Below are 15,463 nucleotides of genomic sequence, written 5' to 3'. Positions count from 1 at the left end.
CGAATGATCGGCGCCGCGAGCCCCACACCCTGCGGCTCGCGGCGCCGCTCCTGCAAGCTGCGCAAATGGAACGAGGCGCCTTGCCTGCTAGTACGCCTGCTGCGTTCCCCGGATCAGGCTGCTAGTGTTCCCGGGCCGCCGGCAGTTCAATGCGAAAGACGCTGCCTTTTCCCGGCTCGCTCGCCGCGGAAATCGTGCCGCCGTGCGCCTCGACGATCTCCTTCGCGATCGCCAGCCCGAGTCCGCTGCCCGTCGTGGTGCGCTTGGATTTTTCCCGCATATAAAACCGGTCGAAAATATACGGCAAATCGCCGGCCTCGATGCCGCTGCCGGTGTCGCCGATCTCCGTGACCACCGTACCCGCCTCCTCGTCGCGATAAAACGTCAGCTTTAGCCGCCCCCCGGGCTGCATATGCCCCAGCGCATTGCTCACCAGATTGGCCATCACGCGGCCCATCTTGAATTCATCGAGCTCGAGCCAGACCTGCTCCGCGGACGTCCCTTCGGGCCCCGGTACGAATGCAATCTCGAATGCAAAGCCTTTGCTCTCGGCGTCCAGACGCCAGCTCTCCTCCTGGATCGCCATCCATTCGGACAAGCTCAGCCGCCTGCGCTCCAGCGCGACCTGCCCGGCCTCCAGCTTGGAGAGCTCGAACAGATCGTGAATGAGCCGATTCAGTCCGTTCACCTTGCTCAGCATCATGCGAATATAAGTCTGCTGCTGGCGCGGATCCTCGACCACCTCGTCCTTGAGCGCCTCCAGATAGCCCTGGACCAGCGTCATCGGCGTGCGCAGATCATGCGAGATGTTGCTCAGCAGGCGGCGGCGCGACGTCTCCAGCTTTTCCAGCTCGGCATACGCTTCGGCCAGATTCGCGTTGGTCAACTGCAGCGCCTCGGTCCGCTCGGCGACCTTGGACTCCAGGCCCAGGTTCAGCTCCCGCACCTCCTCGGTCACCTGCTCGACCTTGCGCAGCGCCCGCGAGAAGCGGTAGGAAATGATGAACGACTGCATCATGATGACAAAAAACAACCCGATCGGCACCAGCTCGTCTACGCCGAACCACTCGTTGTAAAAGGACATGTCATTGAGAATCGTCAACACGAAGACTGTAAATCCGGTCAACACCAGCGCCGCGCCGTCCCGTCTGCGCCGCCGCGCGCGGATCAGCACTGCGATCGCATACAGGCTGATCACTGCGACGAACAGCTGGAACAGCCCGAGCAGCTTGGAGAAGAAGGCGGGCGGCGTGAGCAGCACCAGCAGACAAAGCGCTCCGCTCACCCCGGCCACCGCGCGCAGCATGCGGCGGGAGGCATCCTTGGGAAACAGATGATAAATGTACAGATAGCCGCTTAACGCCGCCAGCGCAAAAGCGCCGTATTCCACCTTGAGCCCGGCCTCCCAGCTGAGCTGCGGCAGCCACTGCATCAAAAACGCATCGCCCATCACGATAATGCGCGCCGCTACGAACAGACAGAGCAAGCCGAAGTACAGCGTGAACCGCTCCTGCCGGCGCAGCGCGAACAAGCCGAGGTGATAAAAGCCGACCATGAACAGGCTGCCGAATATGATCATGCGCTCGGCCGTCGTCCGGCTCTGGTAGCGATCCATCGCCGTGCTGCCGCCCAGCTCAAAATCGAGCCAGATGCCGCCGCGCCGGTGGTCGAAATTGGAGACCTGGACAATCAGCTCATGGCGCGCGGCGTCGTTGGCGAAGGAGACGGTCTGCGGCATCGCGCCCGGCTCGGACAGCGCCTTGTTCGGGCCGACAGTGCCGGCCTCGGCCATCAGGCGCCCGTCGATCCAGAGCCGGTAGGCGCTCGAAATATTCGGTATGCGCAGCGAGAGGATCTCGCCGTCCCGCTTCGTCACGATCGTCAGACGATACGTGCCGAAGCCCTGACCCTTATCGAAGCTGTCCAGCGTGTCGTATCCGTTCCACGATTGCGGCACCGGCACATGCTCCGCATCCAGCGACGCCCACGCAGCGCCGGGCGTGAGCAGCACCTCCGGGTAGAAGGCCCACTTGCCCGCCAGCGCCACGATCTCCTCCTTCAGCGGCACCCCGCGAAGGTCGATCTCGCCCATCGCCGCGCGCGGCTCATCGTCTCCTCCGGCAGCCGTGCTGCAGCCGGCCAGCGCGGCCGCCAGCAGCACCAGCAGGAGCGCGCCCGCCGGCCAGCGGTGCTTGCGGGCCGCTGCGGCCTTGCGGCGGCCTGGATTTTTGGGTACCCTCAATTGCTCGTCCCTCCGACATTCGTTATAATAAGTCCAGTATTGCGCAATAGAAAGCGAGGCGTCACCTGCCATGAACGACCAAACGATCCTCGTCGTGGACGACGAGCTCGAGATCGCCGAGCTGATCGGCCTGTATCTGCGTCGCGAAGGCTACGATGTGTATCACGCCGCGAGCGGCGATGAGGCGCTGCGGCTGGCCCGCGAGCTGGAGCCGCAGCTGATCGTGCTCGATATCCAGCTCGGCGAGATCAGCGGCATCGAGGTGTGCGAGCAGCTGCGCCGCGAGTCCGGCGTCCCGATCCTGTTCGTCAGCTGCCGCAGCGACGATACCGATATTATACACGGCTTGTCCGTCGGGGGCGACGATTATATCACCAAGCCGTTCAGTCCGCGCCAACTCGTCGCGCGTGTGCAGGCCCATCTGCGCCGCGTCCAGCTGCTCGCCGGCGATGCGGCGGGCGGCGGGCCTGCGGGACGGATGCTGCGCTCCGGGGAGCTGGAGATCGATCCCGAGGGCCACACCGTGACGGTCGGCGGACGGCCCGTGAGTCTGTCCGCCAAGGAATTCGACCTGCTGGTTCATCTGGCGCGACACCCCGGCAAGGCGTTCCCCCTGGACCGCCTGTACCGGCTCATCTGGGGCACCGACAGCATCGGCGATACGCGTACGCTGATGGTGCATATCAGCAATCTTCGCAAAAAAATCGAAGCCGATCCTGCAAATCCCGCGCATATCGTCACCGTGCGCGGCGTCGGCTACAAATTCATCAGTCAGGAAGGAACCTCATAATCTATGTATATCGCCGATCAATGGAAGGACTATGAACTGCTGGATACCGGAGACGGAGACAAGCTGGAGCGCTGGGGAAGCGTCGTGCTGCGGCGTCCCGATCCCCAGATCATCTGGCCGATCGCGGCCGGCGCCAAGGGCTGGAAGGAGGCCGACGCCCACTATCACCGCAGCAGCTCCGGCGGCGGCAGCTGGGCGCAGCGGACGCCGCTACCCGAGAGCTGGACGATCGGATACGGGCCGCTGCGCTTCCGCATCCGTCCGACCAGCTTCAAGCATACCGGGCTGTTCCCCGAGCAGGCCGTCAACTGGAGCTGGATGATGGACAAGATCCGGCAGGCCGGGCGGCAGATCCGGGTGCTCAATCTGTTCGCCTACACCGGCGGCGCGACCGTGGCGGCCGCGGCAGCCGGAGCCGAGGTGTGTCACGTCGACGCGGCCAAGGGAATGGTGCAATGGGCCAAGGAAAACGCCGAGCTGTCGGGGCTCAAGGACAGCCCGATCCGCTACATCACCGACGACGTCTTCAAATTCGTGCAGCGCGAGCAGCGCCGCGGCCGGACCTACGACGCCATCATCATGGACCCGCCCTCCTACGGGCGCGGACCCGGCGGCGAGATGTGGAAGCTGGAGCAGAGCCTCTACCCCTTCCTTGAATCCTGCTGCGCAATCCTGTCGCCGCAGCCGCTGTTCGTCCTGCTCAATTCGTATACGACCGGCCTGTCGCCGTCCGTGCTGCGCAATCTGCTGCAGTTGACCGTCGGACGGCGCCATGACGGCGTGATCCACACCGGAGAGATCGGCCTGCCGATCACCGCCTCCGGCCTGCAGCTGCCCTGCGGCATCCTCGGGCGCTGGGAGGCGCAGGCGTGAGCCGGCGGCGCCCGGACGGACGCGGCGCCGCCGGCTCGGGCCGCTCCGCATCCGGCGGCGCCCGCAATGGAAGGGGCGGGCGGCGGGCGGCGGACGGAGAGCGACCCAAAGACGGGCATCACGCGGCAGACACGCGGAGCGCGCGCGGCCGCTCCGCAGGCCGACCTGGGGAATCCCGTGCCGCAGGAAGACCGGGCAGTCCGCACAGTTCGAGTCCGCGGCCCGCGGCAGACACCGGGCGCGCGTACCGTACGGCTGATCGCTCCGGTCGCTCCTCGTCGGCCGCGGCAAGTCAGACTCGGCAGTCCGATCCGAACAGCGGACACCCCCGCCACACTGACAAGCGGCATACATCGGACAACGCGATGCCGTCACGGCACGATGCCGCGGCATCCGCATCGCGCGCCCCGGCTTCCTCGCCGGCGTCGCATGCTGCTGCACCGCTCGACGACACACCGCACATCCGCGTGCTCCACGAGGACAATCATCTGCTCGCCGTCGTCAAGCCGCCGGGCGTCCTCTCGCAGGCCGACAGCAGCGACGGCCCGGATATGCTGACCCTGCTCAAGGACGACCTGAAGCGACGCTACGCCAAGCCGGGCAATGTCTATCTCGGACTCGTGCACCGGCTCGACCGCCCGGTCGGCGGCGTCATGCTGCTGGCCAGGACGTCCAAGGCGGCCTCGCGCCTCTCAGAGGCTGTGCGTAGCCGCCGCTTCGGCAAGACGTACCTGGCCGTCGTGCACGGGCGTCCGGCCGAGCCGTCAGCATCGCTGCGCCATTATCTGCGCAAGGACAGCGCGACCAATACGGTGAGCGCCTTCTCAGGGCCTGCCGAAGGCGCAAAGGAAGCGCTGCTCGACTACGAGACGGTAGCCACCGCAGACGGATTGTCCTTGCTCCGCGTGCGTCTGCACACCGGGCGCCCCCATCAGATCCGCGTGCAATTGACCACGATTGGCTGCCCGCTCGTCGGCGACCGCAAGTACGGTCCGGCAGGTGCAGGCGGTAATGAAGGCGGCGGCAACGAACGTAAGCCTGACGGCCTCCGCCGGCACGCCGACGAAGGCCGCCCCGGTGCCCGCTCCGCGGCAATCGACGCCGGGATTCGCGAGCCCGCGCTCTGGTCGGCCGTGATCGAGGTCGAGCATCCGACGACGCGCGAGCCGCTGCTGCTGCGCTGTGCGCCGCCACGCGTCGAGCCTTGGCTGCGCTGGCCTGCCGAGCTGCTCGAGTCCGCGGCGCGTCCGCTGCTCTAGCGGCGGACCCCGCTGCGCTTTTCAAACGCACCCAGCGTCATTCCAAACCCCTCCGCGTCGGCATGCTCGTATTTGAAAGGGTATGTAGCAAAACAAGTTTTGCTTGTACGTTTTTCCAATTGATTAACCTAACGGACATCAGCGACGCTTAAAAGCCTTGTGACGGCAGCATTCATCAGCATTCTCTCTGTTTGGTACGCTAAGCGTCTCCAGTGTTCTCCAGTGTCCGTTAGAAATCCAAATTCTTCGATTCGACACGCTAAGCGTCGCTGGTGTCCGTTAGAGCGTTAGAACGTCAGCTTGGAGCCCTCTGCCGCCCTCTGGCAGCACGACAAAGTCTCGTTCCGGGAAATCAGTCTTGATGTTTGACAAACAAAAAGTTGGACGGAAAAACCGTCCAACTTTTTGGCTTGCAGAGGAAGCTGATCGGACAGCCCTTTCCAATCGATATAACGGAGCATGCCGCCGGTGCCGTAATCTACTGCCCCACCGCGCGCTCCCCCTCTTCATCCGCCTCGGCTGCCGGCTGCCCCGGCTTATCCCCACTGGAGATCTTGCCCAGCAAATAGACGAGCAGTTGCTGATTGTGCAGCGAGATGCGGTCGAGCGAGTGCTGAATGTATTCGTCGCGCAGCTGCTTGCCCCGCTGCGCCTCGCGCTCGCCCTGCTGCGTCACGTTCACCCAGACGATGCGCCGATCCGATGCGTCGCGCGTACGGGCGATCAGTCCCCCCCGCTCCATCCGGTCGAGCAGCGTCGTGATCGCCGCCGGCGTCGTTGACAGGTACTGCAGCAGATCGGACGGCTTCATCGGCTGATGCTGCAGCAGCAGCTCCAGCACGTTGAGCTGCCCCTCGGTCAGGGTCGGCGCGAGCGCCTCCTCCAGGTGCAGCTTCCACTGCTTGGTCATTTTCATCCACAAGCGGGCAAATTCCGTAGCATGCATGGCTTTCGCCTCCTTACCCTCCATTATACCATCCGAGAATGTCGAAAGAAAGGTTAACGCAGTTAATAATTTGCGCCATTAATCGATTGAATCGCGAACAATCGGACACCGTTAGACATAGAATGGAGAACTAGGCTGTTGACCCGACTCGAACCTTGGGAGAGGAGTGCTGCGCCATGGAAGCCCGCAAGCAAGAGGTCGTCCGCCGCATTGAGGAAGCCGGACTGCTCAAAGACCCGCAGTGGCTAAGCCGGCTCGATGAGCCGGCGCCGCTGTGGGTCGTATTGGAAACGCTGCTGCGGATGATCGACCGCATCGATCCGCCAGGCCGCCCCTATGATTGAGCAAGCCGTCCCTCTGACGGGTCAGTCGACCGGATTTTCCGGATTTTCCAGATTAACCACCGGACTGTTCGAGCGCGGGCGCGCTCCGTGCGAATAGCGTCACGGCCGGATCGGTCTTGGTGATCTGCGCCAGCAGTCTGCCGGTGGCGCGCCGTTCTTCGATCGGCGCCTTCTCGCTGTCCAGCGTCAGCTGCTCGCCGGCGGCGGTGAGCAGCGTCAGCTCCTGCCTGTCCCTGATCCAGGCCGCGCCGATCAGGGAGGCGCCATTGGACCGGACGCGCTTGCCCTCCTTGAATTCGAACGTCGCCACGCCCTTGCCGCCGCGGCCCTGCAGCGGGTAATCGAGCAGCAGCGTGCGCTTGCCGTAGCCGAGATCGCTGACGACGAGCACCTCGCCCTCGTCGCCCTCGACGAGCAGCGCCGCCACGACCGCGTCGTCCTCCTTGAGCTGGATGCCTCGGACGCCGCCGGCCACGCGCCCCATCGCATTGACCTCGTCCTCGGCGAAGCGGATGCTCATGCCGCCGCGGCTGACCAGGATGAGCTCCTTCCCTCCGGCAGTTGGCTCGACCGCGACGACCTCGTCGCCCGGGCCTACCTTGCACGCGGCGATCGCCATCGTCCGATTCGACTGGTATTCCTTGAGCTCCGTGCGCTTGACCTGTCCCTTGCGCGTGACGAACAGCAGCGACAAGGCCGGATCGTACTCGCGCACCGGCAGGATCCGCACGACCGCGTCATCCTTCGGAATCGGAATGACATTGACGAGCGCGGTGCCGTTGTCTTTCCACTTGAATTCCGGCACCTGATGGACAGGCAGCACGTAGTATTGCCCCTTGCGCGTGAAGAGCAGCAGCGAATCGATCGTATTGACCGCATGCAGGTGACGGACGAGATCGCCTTCCTTGACGCCTGCGCTGTCCAGCTCGCCGCCCGAGCGCGTGAACGACAGCATGCTCGTGCGCTTGATATAGCCCTCCTGGCTGAGCGTGACGAACACGTCTTCGGGCGAGACCATGACCTCCAGGTTGACCTTCAGCTCTTCCACTTCGCCGCGCAGCTCGCTGCGCCGGTCGATGCCGTAGGTTTCGCGGATTTCGAGCAGCTCCGTGCGGATCACGCCGAGCAGCTTTTTCTCGCTGTCCAGGATGGCGCGCAGCTGCGCGATCCGCTTGGCGATCTCCTTCAGCTCCTTCTCCAGCGAGGTGATCTCCAGATTGGTCAGCCGGTACAGCTGCAAGGTCAGGATCGCGTCGGCCTGGCGCTCGGTGAAGGCAAAGCGCTCGACCAGATTATGCTGCGCGTCCTGCCGGTTTTTGGAGGCCTTGATGAGCGCGATGATCTCGTCGAGCAGATTGAGCGCCTTGACGAGCCCTTCCAGCACATGGGCGCGATCCTCCGCTTTTTCGAGCTCGTATTTCGTGCGGTGAGTGACGACTTCCTTCTGATGCTCGATGTACGCCTGCAGCATCTCGCGCAGGCCGAGCTGCTTCGGCGTCCGGTTGACGATCGCCACCATGTTGAAGTTGTACGTCACCTGCAGATCGGTTTTTTTGAGCAGATAGGCGAGGATGCCCTCCGCGTCGGCTTCCTTCTTCAGCTCGACGACGATGCGCAGGCCGTTACGACCGCTCTCGTCCCGCACCTCGGCGATGCCTTCGACCTTTTTCTCCAGACGCACGTTGTCCATCGCCGTTACCAGCCGCGACTTGACGACCTGATACGGGATCTCGGTAATGACGATCTGCGAGCGGCCGCCGCGCAGCGTCTCGATCTCGGTCTTGGAGCGCAGATGGATGCGTCCCTTGCCCGAGGTATACGCCTCGCGGATACCTTCCTCGCCCATGACGAGGCCGCCGGTCGGGAAGTCCGGCCCGCGCACGATGCCGCGCAATTCGTCGATGCTCATCCCGGGCTGGTTCATGAGCGCGATGCAGGCGTCGATCACCTCGCGCAGATTATGCGGCGGGATCTCGGTGGCGAAGCCGGAGGAGATGCCGCTGACGCCGTTCACCAGCAGATTCGGATAACGCGAAGGCAGCACGACCGGCTCCTTCGCCGTGCCGTCGAAGTTGTCCTTGAACAGGACGGTGCGCTTCTCGATATCGCGCAGCATCTCCATCGCGATCGTCGACAGCCGCGCCTCGGTATAGCGCATCGCCGCCGGCGGATCGTCGTCCTGCGAGCCCCAGTTGCCATGGCCGTCGATCAGCGGATGGCCCATCTTCCACGGCTGCGCCATCCGCACCATGCCTTCGTAGATCGACGAGTCGCCGTGCGGGTGGTAGTTGCCCATCACGTCGCCGACCGTTTTGGCGGACTTGCGGTAGGTCTTGTCCGGCGTATTGCCCGCATCGTACATCGCATAGAGGATGCGGCGCTGCACCGGCTTGAGCCCGTCGCGCACATCGGGGATCGCACGGTCCTGGATGATGTATTTGGAATAGCGTCCGAAGCGGTCGCCTACGACCTCCTCGAGAAACGCCGGCAAAAATTGTTCGAGCATGCTCATCGCGCGCCCCTCCTATTCCACGTATTCCGTAAAATCGACGTTGTCGATGATCCAGCGCTTGCGCGGATCGACCTTGTCGCCCATCAGCGTCGAGACGCGCCGCTCGGCCTTGGCCGCATCCTCGATCTGAACCTGCAGCAGCGTGCGCGTCTGCGGGTCCATCGTCGTCTCCCACAGCTGATCCGGATTCATCTCGCCCAGCCCCTTGTAGCGCTGCAGCTCGTACCCCTTGCCGAATTCCTTCAAGTAGTTGGCGAGCTGTTCGTCCGTCCAGGCATAGCGCTCGGTTTTGTGCTTGCCCGATTTGCTCGTGATCTTGTAGAGCGGCGGCTGGGCGATATACACCTTGCCGGCGTCGATCAGCGGCTTCATGTAGCGGTAAAAGAACGTCAGCAGCAGCACCTGAATGTGCGCGCCGTCGGTGTCGGCATCGGTCATGATAATAATTTTGTCGTAATTGCCCTCGCCCGCGTCGAATTCCGGGCCGACGCCGGCTCCGATCGCCGAGATGATCGCCTTGTATTCGTCGTTTTTGAGAATATCGCCGAGCTTGGCCTTCTCCGGGTTCATCGGCTTGCCCTTGAGCGGCAGGATCGCCTGATGCTTGGAATCGCGGCCCTGCTTGGCCGAGCCGCCCGCCGAATCGCCTTCGACGATGAACAGCTCGTTGCGCGACGCGTCCTTGGACTGGGCCGGCGTCAGTTTGCCGTTGAGGTTGGCGCTCTCGCTGCGCTTTTTGCCGGTGCGGATTTCCTCGCGCGCCTTGCGCGCCGCCTCGCGGGCGCGGCTCGCCTGGACCGCTTTTTTGACGAGCAGCTGCGCGACCTTCGGATTCTCCTCCAGGAACACCTGCATCTTGCCCATGACGATCACGTCGACCGCGCTGCGCGCCGAGGCGCTGCCGAGCTGGTCCTTCGTCTGCCCGACGAATTCCACGTCCGCCATCTTGATGTTGATGACAGCCATCATGCCCTCGCGCAGATCGCCGCCCTCGAGGTTTTTGTCCTTCTCCTTGAGCAGCGCGTTTTTGCGGGCGTAATCGTTCATGATCCGCGTGTAGGCTGCCTTGAAGCCGGTCTCGTGCGTGCCGCCGCCGCGCGTCGGGATGGCATTGACGAAGGAGGCGATCGTCTCGGTGTAGCCGTCGTTGTACTGCATCGCCACCTCGACCTCGATGTCCGCCTGCTCGGCTGCGAAGTGAATGGCCTCGTGCAGCACCGTCTTGCCTTCGTTGAGGAACTGCACGAATTGACGCGCGCCGCCCTCGTAATGGAACGTCTCCTGCGCGCCGCTGCGCTCGTCCTTGATCGTCACCTTGAGCCCCGAATTGAGGAAGGCGATCTCCTGCAGCCGCTCCGCCAGCGTATCGAAATGAATCGTCGTGTTGCCGTGGAACACGCGGCTGTCCGGCTTGAAGGTGACCTTGGTGCCGGTCGTGCGCGTATTGCCCGTAACCTCGAGCCCCGTCACCGGTTCGCCGACATGCTCCTTGCCGTCCTTGTCCACCCAGTAGGCAAAGCGCTGCTTATGTATTTTGCCGTCGCGGTAGATTTCGACCTCCAGCCACTCCGACAGCGCGTTCGTCACCGAAGCGCCGACCCCGTGCAAGCCGCCGGATTTTTTGTAGCCGCCGCCGCCGAACTTGCCGCCCGCGTGCAGGATCGTATAGACAACCTGCGGCGTCGGGATGCCGCTCTTGTGCATGCCGGTCGGAATGCCGCGGCCGTTGTCTTTGACCGTCACCGCTCCGTCTGCGTGAATCGCCACCTCGATTGCGCTGCAGTAACGGGCCAGATGCTCGTCCACGGCGTTATCGACAATCTCCCATACCAAATGATGCAGCCCCGACGCGGTCGTGCTGCCGATATACATGCCAGGCCGTTTGCGGACCGCGGTCAGGCCTTCCAATATTTGAATGTCATCGGCCTCGTAGGCGCGGTCCGCCATGGCCAATTCGGTCTGCTTCACATCCACTTGCTCGCTCATGCGCGTCCCCCTCGTTTACTTCCTGCCAATCTCTCGCAGCTCGACAGGCGAGCTCCGATCCTATGATGTCGTTCCAAGCTATTTTAATTCATGATATCCTGTTTCGTAAAGACGCCGAACGCAACGACCAGCGCCGCAGCGCTCCAAACCGCCAGCACAGCAAGGGAAAATACGAGGCTCATCCCCTCGATCGGCGGCGGCGTGCCGTCCAGATAACCGCCGAGTTCCAGATTGACGGCGAACAAATACTTGGCTCCGCTCCACGACGAGGCCATGTTGACGAGGATCGTACCGGTAATGATGGCCGCCATCATCGTCACCAGACTCGCCGCCGTGCCGCGCACGAGCACCGACACCATCAGCGCCAGCAGACCGACCGTCAGCGCGGCGAACCAGATCAGCCCCGCCTGCATCGCCAGATACAGCCATTGCGGGACGTCGTGCACATGCGACGTATCCACGCTGGAGCCGGTCACGGCGAAGCCGGTGAACACCGGCATCGTCCAGCCGCCGTAACCGAAAAACAGGCCCGATATCGCGTAACAGACGAGCACCGTCGCCACAATCGTCAGCGAGATGTAGAGCACCAGCGCGGCAACTTTGCTGAACAGGATCTTCCAGCGCCGCACCGGCCGCGTCAGCAGCTGCTTGATCGTGCCGCCCGCGCGCTCGCCCGAGACGAGATCGGAGGCGATCGCCAGCACGAGCAGCGGGATGAACAGCGTCGCCGCGTTGGTCAGGAAGCCGCGGGTGAAGGTGACGGCGCCCGGCGCATTCGGATTGACGTCATGCTCCAGGTAGTAGGACAACTGCTGCACCATCACGCGCTGGTACTGCTTCCACTCCTCGGGGATGCGGTCGCTGGCGAGCGCATTCTCGTAGTCCGCGATCTGCTGGACGAGCTGATTGCGCCAGTCGCCGCCCCGCTCGTCGTCGCTGCGGGAGAGCGTCATCTGGGCATACGTGAAGATCGGCACCAACACGAGCAGAATGAGCAAAATGACGTAGAACCGTTTTTTCTTCCAAATCTTCAGCGTCTCGTTGTGAACCAGCGGCAGCAGATCAGACAATGCCCTCCCCCTCCGTCAGCTTCAGAAATAGCGACTCGAGCGTCGGCATCACCGGCTGGACCGCATCGACGCCGATGCCCGCCTCGGTCATGCGCGCGACGAGCGGCGCCACCAGCTCCGGCGGCATCGTCGTCACAATTGCGCCCGGCGCAGCGGCCAGCGCCGTATCCTCCAGCACGTCGGCCGCGTCCGGGCCCAGAATTTCCGCCTGCGGCTCGCGCTCGAGCAAGCGCAGACCGGCCTCCCGATCCTGCAATTGCCACACGACATAGCTTGGCGCGTCCGCCGTCAGCTCATGCACGGCCCCCGTCGTCAGGACGCGCCCGGCGCCGATGATCGCGACACGATCGCACATCAGCTGAATCTCGCTCAGCAGATGGCTGGAGATGAAGACGCCCATACCCTGCCCGGCCAGCATGCGCACGAAGGCGCGCAGCTCCTTGATCCCCTTCGGATCGAGCCCGTTGGTCGGCTCGTCGAGGATGAGCAGGCGCGGCTTGCCGAGCAGCGCCATCGCGATGCCGAGCCGCTGCCGCATGCCGAGCGAATACGTGCGCACCTTGTCGTCGATGCGCTGCGTCATGCCGACCAGCCGGACGACCTCGTCGATGCGCGCCGCCCCGATGCCGCGCAGCATCCGCGCGGCAAAGGCAAGATTCTCTCTCCCGGTCAAGTATGGATACACCTCGGGATTCTCCACAATGCAGCCGATCTGCTCTAACGCCTGCTCCGGCTCGCGCCGCACGTCGCGGCCGCACACCTGCACCGAGCCGGAGGTCGGCCGAATCAGATCGACGAGCATGCGGATCGTCGTCGTCTTGCCGGCGCCGTTGGGGCCGAGGAAGCCAAAGATCTCGCCGGCGCGCACCTCGAAGCTGACATCGTCGATGATCCATCTGCCGCGAATCCGCTTGCGCAGCTTGTCCACGCGCAGCAGCACTTCCGGCTGCGCCTGCGACTCTGAATGCGATTGCTCCGTCATTGCCGCCCCTCCTCTATTCCAGTGCCTGTACGACGCGCTCGGCCATGCGCGCATAGCCGGCATGATTCGGATGGAAGCGATCATTCGACACGTAGCGCCCGCCCCCATGCTCGAACAGATCGAAGACCGGCACGAACGTCAGCAGCTCGTCTGCCCGCGCCAAGGCCCGCGCCCGTCCGTCCCACTGCGCCACGACCTCGTCGACGCCTTGCAATTGTTCGATGCCGTAGAACGGGTTGTACAGGCCGAGATAGACAATCTGCGCCTCCGGACTGAGCGCGTGCAGCTCCGCCACGATCCGCCCCAGCGCAGTCACGCCCTGCTCCAGTCCGGCGATCGCCTCCTGCGGGTCGAGCGGCTCGGTCTGTGGCCCGCTCTGGCCCGAGCCTCCGCCTTGCGCGAGCAAGGAGAGATCGTTGCCGCCGATCGTCAGCAGGATGACATTCGCCTGGCTGACCGCCAGCCTTGACGCCTCCTCGCGCGTCAGCCGCTCGGCCAGCTCGTCGGCGCGCTGGCCCGAGACGGCGAGGTTGTTGAGCAGCGTGACCGGCTGCTCGACCTCCGCCTCGAGCCGCTCGATGACCAGGTCGACGTAGCCGCCGCCCGCCTCGTCGCCGACGCCCTTGGTCAGCGAGTCGCCCAGCGCCACGATCCGCAGCTCCTCCCGCTGCGGCGCCTGCTCTTCCTGCGCGGCGCTGCCGGGCGGCGGCGCGAGGCTGCCGGAGGGCGGGTTGAGCAGGTCGTATACCGCATAGCCAAAGCCTGCGCCCAGCGCCAGGGTAGCGGCCAGGGCCGTGCCGCCGATCCAGCGCCACAGCCTGGTCGTGCCGTCCGCTTGCTTGTTCATTGCCACACCCCCGCTCGACATGGAATATTCGTTCGCATTTCGCGCCTATCTTTATAAAATAAAGGTTCTGCCCGGCATTTGCAACTTTATCGCCGTAGCATTGCGGCGGCGCCCGGCGCGCAAACGGCGCCGGCGCATCCGAAGCGCCGGCGCCGTGGCCGCAAATATGGCAACGTGCTAGATATAATCAATATATAGGGCTTGAGCCGCGCGCCGCGCCTGCTCGCGGGCCAGATTCACGTCGTCGGCGGTGCTGAGCGCGACGGCCATGCGCCGTCCGACCTTGGTCTCCGGCTTGCCGAACAGCCGCACCTGCGTATTGGGCAGCGCCAGCGCGTCCTCGATGCCGCCGATGCGGAAGGTCGAATGGGCGCGGTCCGCCTTCACCGTATGCGTCGCGCCCGGCGTCAGCAGGCGCACCGACGGGATCGGCAGCCCCAGGATCGCCCGTGCGTGCAGTGCGAACTCGGACAAGTCCTGCGTCACCATCGTCACCATCCCGGTGTCGTGCGGACGAGGCGAGACCTCGCTGAACAAGACGCCGTCCTTGGTGAGGAACAGCTCCACACCGTAGATGCCGTAGCCGCCGAGCGAGTCCGTAATCTGACGCGCGATCTCCTCCGCCTGCGCCCGATGGGCCGCGCTCAGCTCATGCGGCTGCCACGATTCGATATAATCGCCCTCCTGCTGGACATGGCCGATCGGCGCGCAAAAGGTCGTGCCCGATACCGAGCGCACCGTCAGCAGCGTGATCTCCGATTCGAACTGGACGAAGCCCTCTACGATGACGCGCGTGCGCTTGGCGCGACCGCCGTCCATGGCCGCCTGCCAGCAGCCCTCGATCTCCGCCTCGGAGCGACATACGCTCTGCCCCTTGCCCGACGAGCTCATGATCGGCTTGACGACGCACGGCGTGCCGATCTCCTGCACTGCCGCCTCCAGCTCCTCCAGCGAATCGGCGAAGCGATAGGGCGCCGTCGGCAGACCGAGCGTCTCGGCGGCGAGGCGGCGGATGCCCTCGCGGTCCATCGTCAGGCGGGTCGCCCGCGCCGTCGGCACGACATAGGCGCCTTCGCGCTCCAGCTCGACGAGCACGTCTGTGGCGATCGCTTCGATCTCCGGCACGATCAGATCGGGACGCTCCTTCTCGATGACCTTGCGCAGCGCCGTCTCGTCCAGCATGTCGATGACATAGCTGCGATGCGCCACCTGCATCGCCGGAGCGTGCTCGTAACGGTCCACGGCAATCGTCTCGATGCCGAGCCGCTGCGCCTCGATGATCACTTCCTTGCCCAGCTCGCCCGAGCCGAGCAGGACAATTTTACGTGCGTAGGATGAATGCGGAGAACCGACTTTCACTATAGACTACCTCCTGCCATGCGCCTTCCGATCCACGGCGTCGCCTGCGGCGCGCGTCGGAGCGGCGCGTATCTTCTCTACATTGTGGCGGCTAGCTCCGCCAAAAGTCAAGCGCTAACCCGGCCAAGCCCCCAATAATTAACCCGGGTGAAAACAGGGACCTCACATTCCGCACCCTTAGAATAGGCCGGCGAGCGGAATTTTGCAGTGAAAAATAAGCTCAACGAGCCCTAGCGATGATTTTTGAAGAAAA

Annotated in this window: 12 protein-coding genes; 4 read left to right on the top strand and 8 right to left on the bottom strand. The window is 64.1% G+C overall.

Features of this window, described 5'->3' with window-relative positions; translation table 11 throughout:
* Positions 1 to 121 precede the first annotated feature (121 nt).
* Positions 122 to 2,242 carry a sensor histidine kinase gene (locus tag IDH44_RS17315; RefSeq protein WP_190919832.1) on the bottom strand — a complete coding sequence of 707 codons (2,121 nt, stop codon included), beginning with the start codon at positions 2,240 to 2,242 and terminating at the stop codon, positions 122 to 124.
* Positions 2,243 to 2,312: 70 nt separating this feature from the next.
* Here IDH44_RS17315 and IDH44_RS17310 point away from each other — a divergent pair, with 70 nt between their 5' ends.
* The 3 genes from IDH44_RS17310 to IDH44_RS27220 are packed head-to-tail and all read left to right on the top strand — an operon-like array spanning position 2,313 to position 5,164.
* Complete coding sequence (locus IDH44_RS17310; protein ID WP_190919830.1) at positions 2,313 to 3,032, top strand: response regulator transcription factor; 720 nt, start codon at positions 2,313 to 2,315, stop codon at positions 3,030 to 3,032.
* Positions 3,033 to 3,035: 3 nt separating this feature from the next.
* Positions 3,036 to 3,905: a class I SAM-dependent methyltransferase gene (locus tag IDH44_RS17305; RefSeq protein WP_190919828.1), complete on the top strand. Its 870-nt coding sequence runs from the start codon at positions 3,036 to 3,038 to the stop codon at positions 3,903 to 3,905.
* On the top strand, positions 3,902 to 5,164 hold the full coding sequence (locus IDH44_RS27220; protein WP_317890203.1) for an RluA family pseudouridine synthase: 1,263 nt from the start codon (positions 3,902 to 3,904) through the stop codon (positions 5,162 to 5,164). The genes IDH44_RS17305 and IDH44_RS27220 overlap by 4 nt, the downstream gene beginning before the upstream one ends.
* Positions 5,165 to 5,642: 478 nt before the next feature.
* On the opposite strand, the gene IDH44_RS17295 is transcribed toward IDH44_RS27220, so the two are convergent.
* Positions 5,643 to 6,110: a MarR family winged helix-turn-helix transcriptional regulator gene (locus tag IDH44_RS17295; protein WP_190919826.1), complete on the bottom strand. Its 468-nt coding sequence runs from the start codon at positions 6,108 to 6,110 to the stop codon at positions 5,643 to 5,645.
* Positions 6,111 to 6,286: 176 nt separating this feature from the next.
* On the opposite strand from IDH44_RS17295, the gene IDH44_RS17290 reads away from it, so the two are divergent.
* Positions 6,287 to 6,454, top strand: a complete 168-nt coding sequence (locus IDH44_RS17290) for a hypothetical protein (RefSeq protein ID WP_190919824.1) — start codon at positions 6,287 to 6,289, stop codon at positions 6,452 to 6,454.
* A 52-nt stretch (positions 6,455 to 6,506) separates the two neighbouring features.
* Here IDH44_RS17290 and gyrA read toward each other — a convergent pair whose 3' ends face one another.
* The 6 genes from gyrA to purT form a co-directional block, all read right to left on the bottom strand.
* Complete coding sequence (gene gyrA / locus IDH44_RS17285; RefSeq protein WP_190919821.1) at positions 6,507 to 8,966, bottom strand: DNA gyrase subunit A; 2,460 nt, start codon at positions 8,964 to 8,966, stop codon at positions 6,507 to 6,509.
* 12 nt (positions 8,967 to 8,978) lie between these two features.
* Positions 8,979 to 10,952 (bottom strand): DNA topoisomerase IV subunit B, encoded by a 1,974-nt coding sequence (gene parE, locus IDH44_RS17280; protein ID WP_190919819.1) that lies wholly within the window; start codon positions 10,950 to 10,952, stop codon positions 8,979 to 8,981.
* Positions 10,953 to 11,035: 83 nt separating this feature from the next.
* Complete coding sequence (locus tag IDH44_RS17275) at positions 11,036 to 12,022, bottom strand: ABC transporter permease (RefSeq protein WP_190919817.1); 987 nt, start codon at positions 12,020 to 12,022, stop codon at positions 11,036 to 11,038.
* Positions 12,015 to 13,004, bottom strand: a complete 990-nt coding sequence (locus IDH44_RS17270) for an ABC transporter ATP-binding protein (RefSeq protein ID WP_223869778.1) — start codon at positions 13,002 to 13,004, stop codon at positions 12,015 to 12,017. Before IDH44_RS17270 ends, IDH44_RS17275 begins: the two co-directional genes overlap by 8 nt.
* A gap of 13 nt (positions 13,005 to 13,017) precedes the next feature.
* Positions 13,018 to 13,851: a GDSL-type esterase/lipase family protein gene (locus tag IDH44_RS17265; RefSeq protein ID WP_190919814.1), complete on the bottom strand. Its 834-nt coding sequence runs from the start codon at positions 13,849 to 13,851 to the stop codon at positions 13,018 to 13,020.
* Positions 13,852 to 14,028: 177 nt separating this feature from the next.
* Positions 14,029 to 15,210 carry a formate-dependent phosphoribosylglycinamide formyltransferase gene (gene purT / locus IDH44_RS17260; protein ID WP_190919812.1) on the bottom strand — a complete coding sequence of 394 codons (1,182 nt, stop codon included), beginning with the start codon at positions 15,208 to 15,210 and terminating at the stop codon, positions 14,029 to 14,031.
* Positions 15,211 to 15,463: the final 253 nt, after the last annotated feature.

The organism is Paenibacillus sabuli (assembly GCF_014705605.1).
In the GTDB taxonomy this organism is placed as follows: Bacteria; Bacillota; Bacilli; order Paenibacillales; family Paenibacillaceae; genus Paenibacillus_D; species Paenibacillus_D sabuli.
Note: the sequence above shows the minus strand (reverse complement) of the source record. Positions and strands in the feature narration are given on the sequence as shown.